This window comes from Nocardioides sp. BGA-UO-ETr-FS32 (assembly GCF_059567905.1).
Genome location: NZ_JCAQOX010000013.1, coordinates 254143 through 269281 on the forward strand (window position 1 = coordinate 254143; position 15139 = coordinate 269281).

Consider the following 15139-nt stretch of genomic DNA (forward strand, 5'->3'; position numbering starts at 1 on the left):
TTTCATGACCGGCGTCAAGAGGCTCCCCGCGACGGAGCCCCACCTGCCCATGCTGATGGGGATGGTCTTCGGCCGGCTGCGCGAGCAGCTCGCCGAGCAGGCCCCCGAGCTGCGTCCGTCCCAGCTGCGGGTGCTGGAGTGGCTGCCGCCCGAGGGGCTCACGATCAGCGAGCTCGCCGAGTGCGCCGAGATGACCACGCAGGGCTGTGGCCAGTTCGTCCGGCAGCTCGAGGCCCTCGGCATGGTCGAGGTCGCGGTGGCCGACCACGACGCCCGCGCGCGCGTCGTACGGGTCACCGACCGCGGTCGCACGGCGCTCGCGCGGTCCGCTGCCGTGCTCCGGGCGTGCGACGACGCCTGGGCCGCGCAGGTGGGTGCCGAGCGGTGGCGCGTGTTCCGCGAGGTGCTCGAGGAGGTCGCGCTCGGGTGAGGGCCCGTGCGCGGCACACGAATCCGCTGTGGGCGAACAGGGTGGGTTAGCGCGTGGAAGTGTCCGACCTTCCGGCTAGTGTCGCCAGCGTGAACCAGAACTCCAGCCCAGCCCTCTCGCCCGAGATGAACGGCGCCGGTGGGATGTATGGCCTCGACGACCACATCTACCAGCGCCTCCTCCGTGAGCGCATCGTCTTCCTCGGCTCCGAGGTGCGCGACCAGAACGCCAACGCGATCTGCGCGCAGCTCCTCCTGCTGTCCGCGGAGGACCCGGAGGCCGACATCTTCCTCCACATCAACAGCCCCGGCGGCTCCGTGGACGCCGGCATGGCGATCTACGACACGATGAACTACATCCCCAACGACGTGGCGACCGTCGGCATGGGCCTGGCTGCGTCGATGGGCCAGTTCCTGCTCTGCGCCGGCACCAAGGGCAAGCGCTACGCCCTTCCCCACGCGCGCATCATGATGCACCAGCCCTCCTCGGGCATGGGCGGCTCGGCCTCCGACATCAAGATCCAGGCCCAGCAGTCGCTCCACATCAAGAAGGTGCTGCTCGACCTCATCGCCGAGCACACCGGCCAGACCGTCGAGCAGGTCGTCGCCGACGCCGACCGTGACAGGTGGTTCACCGCCGACCAGGCCGTCGAGTACGGCCTGGTCGACCAGGTCATCACCAGCGCCCGCGAAGCCGCTGACGAGGGCCGCCCGGCCCGCCAATCCAGCTCGACGCAGAAGGACTGAACATGAACTACTACATCCCCCAGTGGGAAGAGCGGACCTCCTACGGTTTCCGCCGCATCGACCCCTACGCCAAGCTGTTCGAGGAGCGCATCATCTACCTCGGCACCCCGATCAGCGACGACGTGGCCAACGCGGTCATCGCCCAGCTGATGTGCCTGGAGACGATGAACCCCGACACCGACATCAGCATCTACATCAACAGCCCCGGCGGATCGTTCACCGCGCTGACCGCGATCTACGACACGATGCGCTTCATCAAGCCCGACGTGCAGACCGTGTGCCTGGGCCAGGCGGCCTCCGCGGCGGCGATCCTGCTGGGCGCCGGAGCCAAGGGCAAGCGGATGGCGCTGCCCAACAGCCGCATCCTGATCCACCAGCCCTACACCGAGGGCACGTTCGGCCAGACCTCCGACATCGAGATCCAGGCCAACGAGATCCTGCGCATGCGCGAGCTCCTGGAGCAGATGATCGCCGACTCCAGCGGCAAGAGCATCGAGCAGGTCAGCTCTGACATCGAGCGCGACAAGATCCTGACCGCGGAGCAGGCTGTCGAGTACGGCCTGATCGACCAGGTGATCGAGTCCCGCAAGGGCACCCCCGTCCTCGCCTGAGGCGCGGAAATGAGCGCCCCCGACATCTCGTGTCCGGCCCCCGCAAGGGGCCGGCACGGGGTACCGTCGTGGGGCTCGTCGCAAGGCAGCACAGTGCAAGGTGTGGAGTGCCGGAGCCCCCATCCGGCGAGACTGGAGGACACGACTCGTGGCACGTATCGGTGACGGCGGCGACCTGCTGAAGTGCAACTTCTGTGGCAAGAGCCAGAAGCAGGTCAAGAAGCTCATCGCTGGCCCCAACGTCTACATCTGCGATGAGTGCATCGAGCTCTGCAACGAGATCATCGAGGAGGAGCTCGCCGAGGGCTCCGAGGTGAGCCTCGAGGAGCTCCCGAAGCCCAAGGAGATCTTCGAGTTCCTCAACTCCTACGTCATCGGCCAGGAGCACGCCAAGAAGTCCCTGGCCGTCGCGGTCTACAACCACTACAAGCGCGTCCAGTCCGGGCTCCAGCCGGTCTCCGGCAAGGCCAAGGACGACGTGGTCGAGGTCGCCAAGTCCAACATCCTCGTCATCGGACCGACCGGGTGCGGCAAGACCTACCTCGCCCAGACGCTCGCGCGGATGCTCAACGTGCCGTTCGCCATCGCCGACGCGACGGCGCTGACCGAGGCGGGCTACGTCGGCGAGGACGTCGAGAACATCCTCCTCAAGCTCATCCAGGCCGCCGACTACGACGTCAAGAAGGCCGAGACGGGCATCATCTACATCGACGAGATCGACAAGGTGGCCCGCAAGGCGGAGAACCCCTCGATCACGCGCGACGTCTCCGGTGAGGGAGTCCAGCAGGCGCTGCTCAAGATGCTGGAGGGCACGACCGCGTCGGTGCCCCCGCAGGGCGGTCGCAAGCACCCGCACCAGGAGTTCATCCAGATCGACACCACCAACATCCTCTTCATCGTCGGTGGCGCCTTCGCCGGCCTCGAGCAGATCATCGAGCAGCGCGTGGGCAAGAAGTCCCTCGGCTTCACCGCCGAGGTGCGAGGTGCCGCCGAGCGCGAGGCCGACGACCTGCTCGCCCAGGTCCGCCCCGAGGACCTGACCAAGTTCGGGCTGATCCCCGAGTTCATCGGTCGCCTGCCGCTGATCGCGAGCGTGAGCAAGCTCGACCGTGAGGCGCTCGTGCAGATCCTCACCGAGCCGCGCAACGCGCTCGTCAAGCAGTACCAGAAGCTCTTCGACCTCGACGGCGTCGAGCTCGAGTTCAACGACGACGCCATCGACGCGATCGCCGAGGCGGCGCTCGAGCGCGGCACGGGCGCCCGCGGCCTGCGCGCCATCATCGAGGAGGTCCTCCTCTACGTGATGTACGACGTGCCCTCCCGCGGTGACGTCGCCAAGGTGATCGTCACCCGCGAGACCGTCGAGAACGACGTCGCCCCGACCCTGGTGCTCCGCGAGTCCGAGGGGCGCAAGAAGAAGTCCGCCTGACCCACTGTGACCATGCCGGTCTAGTCATTTCGGACTATTCCGGGCCATGGACGTGGGACACGCGTCATGGCCCGTGGAGACTGGCGTCTCGTCTGCATGTGGGAAGGGGACCCGGTGGGGGTTGACCAGAAGCGGCCACTCGTGGGGTTCGCTCTCGTAGCGGTGCTCTGTGCCGTCCTGATGTCGCTGTCGGTGAGTCGCGGCTTCGGGCTCGACGACCTCGTCCAGCCCGGCAAGCCCATCGCTGCACCGGTCGAGCATCGCGCGGAGGCTCCGACTGTCGAGGTCGTCGCCGAGGACGCGCCCGTGAGCATCCCTGCGGAGCTGAGCGCCCAGCCGCTGACGGCGATCGTCGCCGGCGCCGCGCCCGCCTCTGCCGCTGAGCAGCCCGCGGATCAGACCACCGAGCAGACCGCAGGGCAGACCAGCGAGCCGTCCACCGCCGTCGCGTCCTCGGACACCAGGGACGCTGCGAAGGCGGACCGCAAGGCCGAGCGTCAGGCTGCGAAGGCGGACCGCAAGGCCGAGCATCAGGCGGCCAAGGCCGCCCGCAAGGCCGAGCGTGAGGCAGCCAAGGCCGCCCGCAAGGCCGAGCGTGAGGCAGCCAAGGCGGACCGCAAGGCCGAGCGTCAGGCAGCCAGGGCCGCCCGGAAGGCTGAGCGTCAGGCAGCCAGGGCCGCCCGCAAGGCCGCCCGGATGGCTGAGCACGAGGCGGACAAGGCTGCCCGCAAGGCCGAGCGGGACGCGGTCAAGGCTGCCGCGCACGCCGCGCACGCCGCCAAGGGTCACGGCAAGGGCTGACCGCACGGCCTGTCGGACAGGACGAAGTCCGGCTCCGCGCGCTCCGCGAGCGTACGGCTGAGGGGCGAGGCGGGTTCCTCCTGTCCGACGCGCCGCGCACCCCGAGACGCACAGATCCCCCTCGCGGGCCGACCAGCGGCCCGGGAGGGGGATCTGTGGTGGTCAGTCCTCGGTGGGCGCCAGCTCCGCGGTCACCCGCAGCTCGGTCGCCGACTCGTCGGCCACGAAGTCGAGGTCGCCGACGATGGTGCCGACGGCCCGGAGGTCGTCCTGCGCCTGCTGCGCGGCCTCGATCAGCGTGGTCGGGCCGGTGATCTCGACGCGAGAGAGGGGCGCGCGCATCTTGGCCTTGGCCTGCGACTTGGCGCCGCGGATGCCGGTGAGGGCGGCGGCCACGGCGTCGAGCACCAGGGGCTGCGAGGCCGCGGCGGAGCCGAGGTCGGCGGCCGTGGGCCACGCAGCGTGGTGGATCGACCCGCCCTGCCACCACGACCAGACCTCCTCGGTCGCGTACGGCAGGAAGGGCGCGAGCAGCCGCAGCTGGACGTGGAGGGCGATCGCCAGCGTGGCGCGGGCGGAGTCGGTGCCCGGGCCGCCCTCGGCGTCGTACGCACGCTCCTTGACGAGCTCGAGGTAGTCGTCGCAGAACTCCCAGAAGAACTTCTCGGTCACCTCGAGCGCGGTGGTGTAGTCGTAGGCGTCGAACGCCTCGGTCGCCCTGCGGACGACGACCTCGAGGCGGCCCAGCAGGGCGCAGTCGACCGGGGCGCTGACGGCGGCCGGGCTGAGCTCGGTGGCGCCGACGTTGCCGAGGACGAACTTCGAGGCGTTGAGGACCTTCATCGCGAGCCGTCGACCGACCTTCATCTGCGACTCGTCGAAGGGCGAGTCCATGCCCGGGCGGCCGATGGCGGCGCGCCAGCGGACGGCGTCGGCGCCGTACTTGTCGAGGATGTCGGTGGGGACGACGACGTTGCCCTTGGACTTCGACATCTTCTTGCGGTCGGGGTCGACGATGAAGCCCGAGATCATCGCGTGCGACCACGGGACGACCTGGTGCTCGAAGTCGGCACGGACGACGCGGGAGAACAGCCAGGTGCGGATGATGTCGTGGGCCTGGGTGGCCAGGTCGTAGGGGAAGACCCGCGAGAACAGGTCGTCGTCGACCTCCCACATCCCCGCGATCTGCGGGGTGAGCGAGGACGTCGCCCAGGTGTCCATCACGTCGGGGTCGCCGACGAAGCCGCCGGGCTTGCCGCGCTGGTCCTCGGTGTAGCCCTCGGGCGCCTGGGTCGACGGGTCGACCGGGAGCTGGTCCTCGGTGGGCATCAGCGGGTGGTCGTGGTCGGGCTCGCCGTCGGCGTCGAGCGGGTACCAGACCGGGAACGGGATGCCGAAGAACCGCTGGCGCGAGATCAGCCAGTCGCCGTTGAGGCCACCGACCCAGTTGTCGTAGCGGTGCTTCATGTGGGCAGGGATCCAGGTGATCTCCTCGCCGCGGACCAGCATCTCCTTGCGCAGCGCCGCGTCACGGCCGCCGTTGCGGATGTACCACTGGCGGGTGGCGATGATCTCGAGCGGCTTGTCGCCCTTCTCGTAGAAGTTCGCCATCCGCTGGGTCGCCTTCGGCTCGCCGTCGAGGTCGCCCGACTCGCGGAGCAGGCCGACCATCGCCTCGCGTGCGCTGAAGGTGGTCTTGCCGGCCATCTCGGCGTACGCCGTGGCGGCGGGCCCGGCGGCCAGCCACTCGGGCGTCTCGCGCGCGAGGCGTCCGTCGCGGCCGACGACCGTGCGGATCGGCAGGCTGAGCTCGCGCCACCACATGACGTCGGTGAGATCACCGAAGGTGCAGCACATCGCGATGCCGGCGCCCTTGTCGGGCTCGGCCGCCGGGTGCGCGAGGACCGGGATCTCGACGCCGAAGACCGGCGAGGTGACCGTGGTGCCGAAGACGTCCTGGTAGCGCTCGTCGTCGGGGTGGGCGATCAGCGCGACGACGCTCGGGATCAGCTCGGGACGGGTCGTCTCGATGTGGATGGGGCTGCCGTCCGGCTTGTGGAACGCGATCCGGTGGTAGGCGCCGGGGTAGTCGCGGGCCTCGAGCTCGGCCTGCGCGACCGCGGTCTGGAAGGTGACGTCCCAGAGCGTCGGCGCCTCGGAGAGGTACGCCTCGCCGCGCGCGTAGTTGCGCAGGAAGGCCCGCTGGCTGACGGTGCGGGAGTGGTCGCCGATCGTGGTGTAGGTCGGGTTCCACTGGACCGACAGGCCGAGCTGGCGCCACAGTGCCTCGAAGGCCTTCTCGTCCTCGACGACGAGCTGCTCGCACAGCTCGATGAAGTTGGGCCGGCTGATCGCGACCTGCTTCTTGGGGTCAGGCTTCTCGGGCGGGGTGAAGTCGGGGTCGTAGGGCAGCGTCGGGTCGCAGCGGACGCCGAAGTAGTTCTGCACGCGCCGCTCGGTCGGCAGGCCGTTGTCGTCCCAGCCGATCGGGTAGAAGACGGCCTTGCCCTGCATCCGCTGGTAGCGCGCGATCAGGTCCGTGTGGCTGTAGGAGTAGACGTGGCCGACGTGCAGTGATCCGCTGACGGTCGGCGGGGGAGTGTCGATCGAGTAGACGTTCTCCCGCGGCTGGGTGCGGTCGAAGGCGTAGGTGTCGTTGTCGGCCCACGCGCGGGACCACTTGTCCTCCAGACCCTCGAGCGCCGGACGCTCCGGTACGACGACGGCACGCTGGTCGGTGCTCGCTGTCGTCGGACCAGTGTCCGGGGCCTGGGTGCTGGGGTTCTCAGTCATGCTCTGAGTCTATTGACGGGCCTCCGGCCCGCGAAAACGAGTATCGACGCAGGCCGTCCGCGCCCTAGCGTCCCGGTATGGACCACGACCTCGGCGGCGCGTACGCACTGGAGTTCTTCGACGACCCGCGATCCTTCCTCGACGCGGCTGGGCAGCTCCTCGGGACCGACCCCGTGCTCGGGAGCGTCATCGCGAGCGTGAGCGAGCGGACCGCCCGGGAGCTCGCCGACGGCCACGACTCCTGGACCGGGGTCGGCGCGCCGTTCGAGCGCTGGTGGCTCGTCGTGCGCGACCCCGCCGGCGAGGCGGTCAGCGCCGTCATGCGGACCGCGCCGTTCAAGCCCCACCCGACGTTCGCGATGCCGATGCCGGACGCCGCCGCCCGCGCGCTCGCCGTGGTGCTGCACGAGCGGGGGGAGTTCCTCGGCGGGGCCAACGGTGCGCTGCCGGGCGCGGAGGTGCTGGCCCGCGCCACCGCCGAGCTGACCGGCGGTGAGCTGCTCGTCGACAAGGGCACGCGACTGTGGGAGGCCACCTCGGTCGAGGTGCCCCCGGCGCCGGAGGGTCGCCTGCGGCTCGCGACGGAGGACGACGCCGCCCTCGTGCTCGCGTGGTTCACCGCGTTCCACGAGGAGGCCGACGAGCAGGCCGGGCGCGAGCCCGACCCGACCTCCGGGGAGCACAACACGCTCGACAGCGTGCTGGTCCGGATCCGCGAGGGCGTCGAGTGGCTCTGGGAGCTGCCCGACGGCACGGTGGCCCACCTGACCGGCGCCGGCCTCCCGTCGTACGGCGTCTCCCGGATCGGTCCCGTCTACACGCCCCGCGAGCACCGTGGGCGCGGCATCGCGTCGTACGTCGTGGGCGAGCTGACCCGACGCGGGCTCGAGGCCGGGCACCGGATGTGCCTGTTCACCGACCGGGCCAACCCGACGTCCAACAAGATCTACGCCGGCCTCGGCTACGAGCCGGTGGTCGACATGGCCGAGCACCTCGTCAGGCGGTCGACCACGTCCTAGCCCCAGTGGATCGTCACCTGCTGGCGACAGTCCCTAGACTCGAGGAGCCATGACTGACGCCTTCCCTGACCAGCAGGACGCCCCCCGGCTCGCCGAGACCTTCGAGGAGGTCGAGGACGCCCTGCTGTCCCGCTGGCCCGAGACCAGGCTCGAGCCCAGCCTGGACCGGATCGAGGCGTTCACCGAGCTCCTCGGGGAGCCCCAGCGCTCGTTCCGGTCGGTGCACCTGACGGGCACCAACGGCAAGACGAGCACCAGCCGGATGATCGAGACGCTCCTGCAGGCCCTCGACCTGCGCACCGGCCGGTTCAGCTCGCCCCACCTGGAGCGGATGAGCGAGCGGATCAGCATCGACGGCGAGCCGCTGGACGACGAGGCGTTCGTGCGGGCCTTCAACGACGTGGCCCCCTACACCCACCTCGTCGACTCCGAGCAGGAGCACCCGCTCAGCTTCTTCGAGACCATCGTCGGCATGGCGTACGCCGCATTCGCCGACGCGCCCGTCGACGTGGCCGTGGTCGAGGTCGGCATGGGCGGCAGCTGGGACGCCACCAACGTCATCGACGCCGACGTCGCGGTCGTGCTGCCGATCGCGGTCGACCACGCCAAGTACCTCGGCGAGGATCCCGCCACCATCGCCGCCGAGAAGGCAGGCATCATCAAGCCCGGGTCCGTCGCTGTCCTGGCCGAGCAGACCCCGGAGGCGGCCGCCGTGCTGCTCGCGCGCGCCGCCGAGGTCGGCGCCACCATCGCCCGCGAGGGGATGGAGTTCGGCGTGGTCTCCCGCACCCCCGCCGTCGGTGGACAGGTCGTCTCGCTGCAGGGCCTGCGCGCCCGCTACGACGACGTGTTCCTGCCGCTCTACGGCGCCCACCAGGCGCAGAACGCCGCCGTCGCGCTCGCCGCGGTCGAGTCGTTCGGCACCGGCGAGCTCGACGACGACCTGGTGCGCGCCGCCTTCGCGGAGGTCACCTCGCCGGGGCGGCTGGAGATCATCCGCCGCAGCCCCACGATCGTGCTCGACGCCGCGCACAACCCCCACGGCGCGGAGGCGGTCGCCGCCGCTCTCGACGACTCGTTCTCCTTCAGTCCGCTCATCGGGGTGATGGCCGTGATGGAGGACAAGGACGCCGAGGGCGTGCTGGCCGCCTTCGAGCCCTACCTCGAGCACGTGGTCTGCACCCAGAACTCGACGCCGCGGTCGATGTCCGCCGCGGCCCTCGGCCGCGCCGCGGCCGAGGTGTTCGGGGAGGACCGGGTCAGCGTCGTCCCCGACCTCGCCGAGGCCATCGACCGGGCAGCCACCCTCGCCGAGGCCGGCGAGGCGATCAACGTCTCGATCGGGTCCGGCGCCGTGCTGGTCACCGGGTCCGTGGTGACCGTCGGCGAGGCGCGTGGCCTGCTGAAGGGGCGCCGATGACCGACCCGGCACCTGAGGCCGCACCCGAGGACGTGCCCACCAACACCGAGCGCTCGCCGCGTCGCGGGATGGCCGCGGCGGTGCTGAGCCTCGAGGCCGTCACGCTCGGCCTGACGACCCCCGTGATGATCACGATCGCCGACGTCGACACCTCGCTGGCGCTCTCCGTGGGCCTCGGCCTGGCCGTCGTGTGCCTGCTCCTCGCCGGCATGCTGCGTGCCGAGTGGGCCTACCTGGCCGGCTACGTCGTCCAGGTCGCGGCCGTCGCGCTGGGCTTCGTCGTGCCGGTGATGTTCGTCCTCGGCGTGGTCTTCGCGATGCTGTGGACGGCCGCGGACCAGCTCGGTCGCAAGATCGAGCGCGAGCGCGCCGCGGCGTGGGCGGCGTACCACGCAGAGCAGGGCTGAGCGTCCTCGCTAGGCTGCGCCCATGACCGACGTGCAGCGTTCCCTCGTCCTCGTCAAGCCCGACGGCGTGCGCCGCGGCCTCTCGGGCGAGGTCCTGTGCCGGATCGAGGCCAAGGGCTACACGCTCGCGGCCGTCGAGCTGCGCACCGCGACCCCGGAGATCCTCGCCGCCCACTACGCCGAGCACGAGGGCAAGCCGTTCTACGGCCCGCTCGTGGAGTTCATGCTCTCCGGCCCGGTGCTCGCCGTCGTCATCGAGGGTGAGCGCTGCATCGAGGGCTTCCGCTCGCTCGCCGGCGCTACCGACCCCACCGTCGCGGCGCCCGGCACCATCCGCGGCGACCTCGGCCGTGACTGGGGAGTCGCCGTCCAGCAGAACATCGTGCACGGCTCGGACTCCGAGGAGTCCGCCGCCCGCGAGATCGGGATCTGGTTCGCCGACCTGGCCTGAGGCCGACACCTTCCGGCACACCCCGCACGCCGCCCGTTGGTGGGGTGGCGGCGGATTGCGTCCGTACGGGGGTGTGGCCCGCGACGTGCCGCCACCTCGGGATCGCGGCTGACCCGCCGCCACCCGGGGGTAGTCCAGTGGGAAGTGGCTGCCTGGTGCGGTAGTCCAGTGGGAACTGGCTGCCGATGTTCCGTTTCGGGAACCAGTCTCCGCTGGACTACCCCGGCGGGCGGCGAGATCGAACCAGTTCCCACTGGACTACCCCGGCGCGCGACGCCACCTCCGTCACACCAGCCACACACACCCGCGCGTGTCCTGCCGGGAACGGGCGCGACCGCTACCTACCCTGAGTCACGGGTCGGCTGCAGCGGTCGGCCCCCTTCCCACGTACGACCCGACCTGCAGGGGCAGCAGCGGCAATGGCACACAACATCATCGGCCGGGACATGGCCGTCGACCTCGGCACCGCCAACACGCTGGTCTATGTCCGCGGCAAGGGCGTCGTGCTCGACGAGCCGTCCGTCGTCGCGATGAACACCACGACCGGCGAGGTCCTCGCCGTCGGCCACGAGGCCAAGCGGATGATCGGGCGCACCCCGGACAACATCGCCGCGATCCGGCCGCTCAAGGACGGCGTCATCGCCGACTTCGAGGCGACCGAGCAGATGCTGCGCTACTTCATCCACCAGGTCCACCGCCGCCGCTACTTCGCCAAGCCCCGCATGGTGATCTGCGTGCCGAGCGGCATCACCGCCGTCGAGCAGCGCGCGGTCAAGGAGGCCGGCTACCAGGCCGGCGCGCGCCGCGTCTACATCGTCGAGGAGCCGATGGCCGCCGCGATCGGTGCCGGGCTGCCGGTCCACGAGGCCACCGGCAACATGGTCGTCGACGTCGGCGGGGGCACCACCGAGGTCGCCGTCATCAGCCTCGGTGGCATCGTGACGAGCATCTCGGTGCGCACCGCGGGCGACGACCTCGACCAGGCGATCATCGCGTGGATGAAGAAGGAGTACTCCCTCATGCTGGGGGAGCGCACCGCCGAGGAGATGAAGATGACCCTCGGGTCGGCCTTCCCGCTCCCCACCGAGCCCGATGCGGAGATCCGCGGCCGCGACATGGTCTCCGGCCTGCCCCGCACCGTCGTGGTGTCGAGCTCCGAGCTCCGCCAGGCGCTCGAGGAGCCGCTCCACAACATCGTCGACGCCGTGCGCACCACCCTCGACCAGACGCCGCCCGAGCTGGCCGGCGACATCATGGACCGCGGCATCGTCCTCACCGGCGGCGGCGCGATGCTGCGCGGGCTCGACGAGCGGTTGCGCCACGAGACAGGCATGCCGGTCCACGTCGCCGAGGACCCGCTGTCCTCGGTGGCCTACGGCGCCGGCAAGTGCGTGGAGGAGTTCGAGGCGCTCCAGCAGGTCCTCGTCTCCGATCCGAGGCGCTTCTGATGGGCGCCTTCGGGGGACACGACGGGCGGGAGCGGCGCTGGACCGGTCTCGACCGTCTCGAGTCACGCAACCGCCCGCCCCGGTCGCTGCTCGTCGCGCTGGTGCTCGCGAGCATCACCCTCATCACGCTCGACGTGTCCGGCGACGGCGCCTCGCCGCTCGAGCCGGCCCGCCGCGTCGTCGGAGAGGCGCTCGGGCCCGCCGAGGCAGGCGTGGCGGCAGCCGTACGCCCCTTCACGACCGTCCCGGCGTGGTTCCGCAGCAAGGGCGACCTCGCCGACCAGGTCCGAGACCTCGAGGCGAGCAACGCCGAGCTCCGCGGCCAGGTGGAGCTGGCCGGCTTCGACCGCAACCGGCTCGAGCAGTACGACGGGCTCACCACCGCTGCCGAGGACCTCGGGTCCGCGCTCGTCCCGGCCCGCGTGGTCGCGCTCGGGTCCCGCCAGTCGCAGAGCTTCACCGTGACCATCGACGCCGGCTCCGAGGCCGGCATCGGCCCCGACATGACGGTCGTCAACAACGACGGGCTCGTCGGTCGGGTCCTGCGAGTCACCCGCAGCACGGCCACCGTGCTGCTCGTCATCGACCCCGACTCGACCGTCGGCGGACGCGTGGGGTCCAGCATGGAGATCGGCTTCGTGACGGGCAGCGGCTCGCTGCGGCAGGAGTCGGGCCTCGACCTGCGCCTGGTCGACGACGCCTCGGTGCCGTCGCGCGACGACACCGTCGTGACGTGGGGCAGCACGACCGGCCCCTACGCCCCCGGCGTCCCGATCGGCACGATCACCGAGGTCTACAGCTCGCTGCGCGAGGCCTCCCAGCGCGCGGTCGTGAAGCCGTTCGTCGACTTCTCCGCCCTCGACGTGGTGGGCGTGATGGTCCCGAGCGGCATGGAGAGCGATCGCGCGATCATCGAGGCGGACGGCACGCTGCGATGACCCAGCTCCGCTGGCTCGCCGCCCTCGCTGCGGTCGTCGTCGCCCTCGTCGTCCAGGTCTCGCTCCTCCCGCACGTGGCCTGGCACGGCGTCGTGCCCAACCTCTGCCTGCTCGTCGTGGTCGCCGCCGCGCTGACCGTCGAGGCGCCGTTCGCGCTCCTCCTCGGGTTCGCCGCCGGCCTCACCCTCGACCTCGCGCCGCCCGCCGACCACGTCGCCGGGCGCTGGGCGCTGGCGCTCACCGTCGCCGCCTTCCTCGCGGCCCGGGTGCGCCAGGACCAGAGGCCCAGCGCGCTGGCCGTGGTCGGCACCGTCGCCGCCGCCTCCTTCGTCGCGTCCTCGCTCTTCGCGCTCTCGGGGGTCCTGCTCCGGGACCCGGCGATGTCGGTCGCCGGCCTCCTCGAGGTCGTCCTCGTCGCCGTCGTGTGGGACGTGCTGCTCACGCCGTTCGTGCTGCCGCCGCTGATGAAGCTCTTCACCCGCCTCAGCCCGCAGTGGGCGACGGCGTGAGCTCCTCCACCAGCCGGTCGGCCGGCAGGAGCCGACTGCGCCTCGTGGTCGTGCAGGCGCTCGTGTTCTCGCTGTTCGCGACTCTCTTCGTCCGGCTCTACTACCTCCAGGTGATCGGCGGGGAGTCCTACCAGGCCCAGGCCGCCGACCAGTCGGTGCGCGACATCGTCGTGCAGCCCCAGCGCGGGCTGATCGTCGACAGCCAGGGCCGCCCGCTCGTGGCCAACCGCACGTCGTGGGTGATCTCGGTCGACCGCACCCTCCTCGGCAAGCTCGAGGACGGCCAGCGCGCCGAGCTCGTACGCCGGGTCGCGGTCGTCGTCGACGCGACGCCCGAGGACGTCGAGGCCCGCCTGGTGACCTGCGGCGACCCCGGTAGCGTCCCCGACGTCTGCTGGAACGGCTCGCCCTACCAGCCCGTACCCGTGGCCACCGACGTGCGCAAGGACGTCGCGCTGCGCATCCTCGAGCAGCCGGAGGACTACCCCGGGGTGCTCGCCGAGCAGCAGAGCGTCCGCTCCTACCCGCGCCCCTTCGGCATCAACCTCGCGCACGTGCTGGGCTACCTCAGCCCGGTCACCGAGGACGAGTACGACCTGGCGGCCGAGCGCGACGACCGCTCGCTCAACGGCGCCTCGGTCGTCGGCCGGGCCGGCGTCGAGAAGGAGTACGACGAGTGGCTGCGCGGCCTGCCCGGCTACCACCGCGTCGCCGTGGACTCGATGGGCCGCGTGCTGGGCGACGACTCGATGGTCGAGAGCACTCCCGGTGACACCCTCGTCACGTCGATCGACGCCAAGGTCCAGTCCGTGGTCGAGCGCCAGCTCGCCGAGCGGATCGCCTACCAGCGCACGCAGCTCGACACGGTCACCGGCCGGAAGTACGCCGCGGACTCCGGCGCGGCCGTCGTGCTCGACGCGAAGACCGGTCGCGTCATCGCCATGGCCAGCCAGCCGACGTACGACCCTGACGTGTGGACCGGCGGCATCAGCGAGGCGCAGCTGACCCGGCTCTACTCCGAGAAGGCCGGCACGCCCCTGCTCTCGCGCGCCACCCAGGGCCAGTTCGCGCCGGGCTCCACGTGGAAGCCGTTCATGACCGCGGGTGCCCTCACCAACGGCTACTCGCTCGACACCGCGCTGCCGTGCTCGTCGGGCTTCCAGGTCGGCAACCGGGTCTTCAAGAACTACGAGTCCGGCGCCTACGGCAGCATCGGCTTCGCCAAGGCGCTCGAGGTCTCGTGCAACACGTTCTTCTACCGCATCGGCTATGACTTCTGGCAGCGCTTCGGCAGCGACCCGGCCGACATCGACGCCCGCGACCCGCTCGTGGAGGAGGCGAAGGAGTTCGGCTTCGGCTCCCGCACGGGCATCGACCTGCCCGGCGAGGCACCCGGCCGCATCGCCGACCGGCAGTGGAAGCAGGACTACTACGAGTCGCAGAAGGACTACTACTGCGAGCTCAGCGAGAAGCCCCAGACCGCGGACACCAGCGACTTCGTCTACAAGTTCGCCCGCGAGTTCTGCCTCGAGGGCAACCTCTACCGCGCCGGCGACGCCGTGAACTTCTCGATCGGGCAGGGCGACACGATCGTCACCCCGCTCCAGCTCGCCCGCGGCTACGCCGCGCTCGGCAACGGCGGCACGCTCTGGGCGCCCACCGTCGCCAAGGCGATCGTGAGCCCCGAGGGCGAGGTCCTGCGCCGCATCGCGCCGCGCAAGGTCGGCAAGGTCGACGTGCCGAAGAAATACCTGGACTACATCGACGGCGCACTCGAGAACGTGTCGCGGGTCGGCACGATGGCCTGGAAGCTCGTCGGCTTCCCGATCGACGACGTGACCATCCGCGCCAAGACCGGCTCCGCGGAGGTCTACGGCAAGCAGTCCACGGGCTGGGTGGCGTCCTACTCCGAGGACTACGTGGTCGTGATGATGATCAGCCAGGGCGGCACCGGCTCGGGCTCCACCGGCGAGGGCATCCGCGCGATCTGGGAGGCGCTCTACGGCGTCGAGGGCGAGACCGTACGCCCCGCGCGGGCCGCGATCCCCGGGACCGTCCCGCCCGTCCGGCTGCCGCAGTTCCTCGAGGACGGGTCGATCATGCCGCCCGTGCCCGACAAGGCGGGGGAGTGAACACG

At 70.9% G+C, this 15139-nt stretch carries 14 protein-coding genes; 13 read left to right on the forward strand and 1 reads right to left on the reverse strand.

All coding sequences use genetic code 11. From position 1 onward, the window contains the following. Window positions 1-4 precede the first annotated feature (4 nt). The 5 genes from AC57BS_RS06425 to AC57BS_RS06445 all read left to right on the forward strand — a co-directional run bounded on the left by AC57BS_RS06425 (window position 5) and on the right by AC57BS_RS06445 (window position 4017). Entirely contained in the window at window positions 5-430 is a 426-nt protein-coding gene (locus tag AC57BS_RS06425; protein ID WP_496410611.1) for a MarR family winged helix-turn-helix transcriptional regulator, read from the forward strand. A gap of 125 nt (window positions 431-555) precedes the next feature. Continuing rightward, on the forward strand, window positions 556-1176 hold the full coding sequence (locus AC57BS_RS06430) for an ATP-dependent Clp protease proteolytic subunit (protein WP_496411253.1): 621 nt from the start codon (window positions 556-558) through the stop codon (window positions 1174-1176). A gap of 2 nt (window positions 1177-1178) precedes the next feature. Further along, complete coding sequence (locus AC57BS_RS06435; protein WP_496410612.1) at window positions 1179-1787, forward strand: ATP-dependent Clp protease proteolytic subunit; 609 nt, start codon at window positions 1179-1181, stop codon at window positions 1785-1787. Window positions 1788-1935: 148 nt separating this feature from the next. Continuing rightward, on the forward strand, window positions 1936-3216 hold the full coding sequence (gene clpX / locus AC57BS_RS06440) for an ATP-dependent Clp protease ATP-binding subunit ClpX (protein ID WP_496410613.1): 1281 nt from the start codon (window positions 1936-1938) through the stop codon (window positions 3214-3216). Window positions 3217-3357: 141 nt separating this feature from the next. Beyond that, window positions 3358-4017, forward strand: coding sequence for a hypothetical protein (locus AC57BS_RS06445; RefSeq protein ID WP_496410614.1), 660 nt, complete (start codon window positions 3358-3360; stop codon window positions 4015-4017). A 162-nt stretch (window positions 4018-4179) separates the two neighbouring features. Here the strand turns inward: AC57BS_RS06445 and valS are convergent, their stop codons facing one another. Next, the gene (gene valS / locus AC57BS_RS06450) at window positions 4180-6810 is read right to left on the reverse strand and encodes a valine--tRNA ligase (RefSeq protein ID WP_496410615.1); all 2631 of its coding nucleotides are present in this window, start codon (window positions 6808-6810) and stop codon (window positions 4180-4182) included. Between the two features lie 77 nt (window positions 6811-6887). On the opposite strand from valS, the gene AC57BS_RS06455 reads away from it, so the two are divergent. The 8 genes from AC57BS_RS06455 (at window position 6888) to mrdA (ending at window position 15134) form a co-directional block, all read left to right on the forward strand. Further along, window positions 6888-7829: a GNAT family N-acetyltransferase gene (locus AC57BS_RS06455; protein ID WP_496410616.1), complete on the forward strand. Its 942-nt coding sequence runs from the start codon at window positions 6888-6890 to the stop codon at window positions 7827-7829. Window positions 7830-7878: 49 nt separating this feature from the next. Next, complete coding sequence (gene folC, locus AC57BS_RS06460; RefSeq protein WP_496410617.1) at window positions 7879-9249, forward strand: bifunctional tetrahydrofolate synthase/dihydrofolate synthase; 1371 nt, start codon at window positions 7879-7881, stop codon at window positions 9247-9249. Beyond that, window positions 9246-9656 (forward strand): DUF4233 domain-containing protein, encoded by a 411-nt coding sequence (locus tag AC57BS_RS06465; RefSeq protein ID WP_496410618.1) that lies wholly within the window; start codon window positions 9246-9248, stop codon window positions 9654-9656. The genes folC and AC57BS_RS06465 overlap by 4 nt, the downstream gene beginning before the upstream one ends. Before the next feature lie 22 nt (window positions 9657-9678). Beyond that, window positions 9679-10107 carry a nucleoside-diphosphate kinase gene (gene ndk / locus AC57BS_RS06470; protein WP_496410619.1) on the forward strand — a complete coding sequence of 143 codons (429 nt, stop codon included), beginning with the start codon at window positions 9679-9681 and terminating at the stop codon, window positions 10105-10107. Window positions 10108-10526: 419 nt separating this feature from the next. Then, a complete protein-coding gene (locus AC57BS_RS06475; protein WP_496410620.1) occupies window positions 10527-11555 on the forward strand; it encodes a rod shape-determining protein in 1029 nt (342 codons plus the stop codon). After that, entirely contained in the window at window positions 11555-12493 is a 939-nt protein-coding gene (mreC, locus tag AC57BS_RS06480; RefSeq protein WP_496410621.1) for a rod shape-determining protein MreC, read from the forward strand. The genes AC57BS_RS06475 and mreC overlap by 1 nt, the downstream gene beginning before the upstream one ends. Continuing rightward, window positions 12490-13002: a rod shape-determining protein MreD gene (gene mreD, locus AC57BS_RS06485; RefSeq protein ID WP_496410622.1), complete on the forward strand. Its 513-nt coding sequence runs from the start codon at window positions 12490-12492 to the stop codon at window positions 13000-13002. The genes mreC and mreD overlap by 4 nt, the downstream gene beginning before the upstream one ends. Then, entirely contained in the window at window positions 12999-15134 is a 2136-nt protein-coding gene (gene mrdA / locus AC57BS_RS06490) for a penicillin-binding protein 2 (RefSeq protein WP_496410623.1), read from the forward strand. The genes mreD and mrdA overlap by 4 nt, the downstream gene beginning before the upstream one ends. Window positions 15135-15139 lie beyond the last annotated feature (5 nt).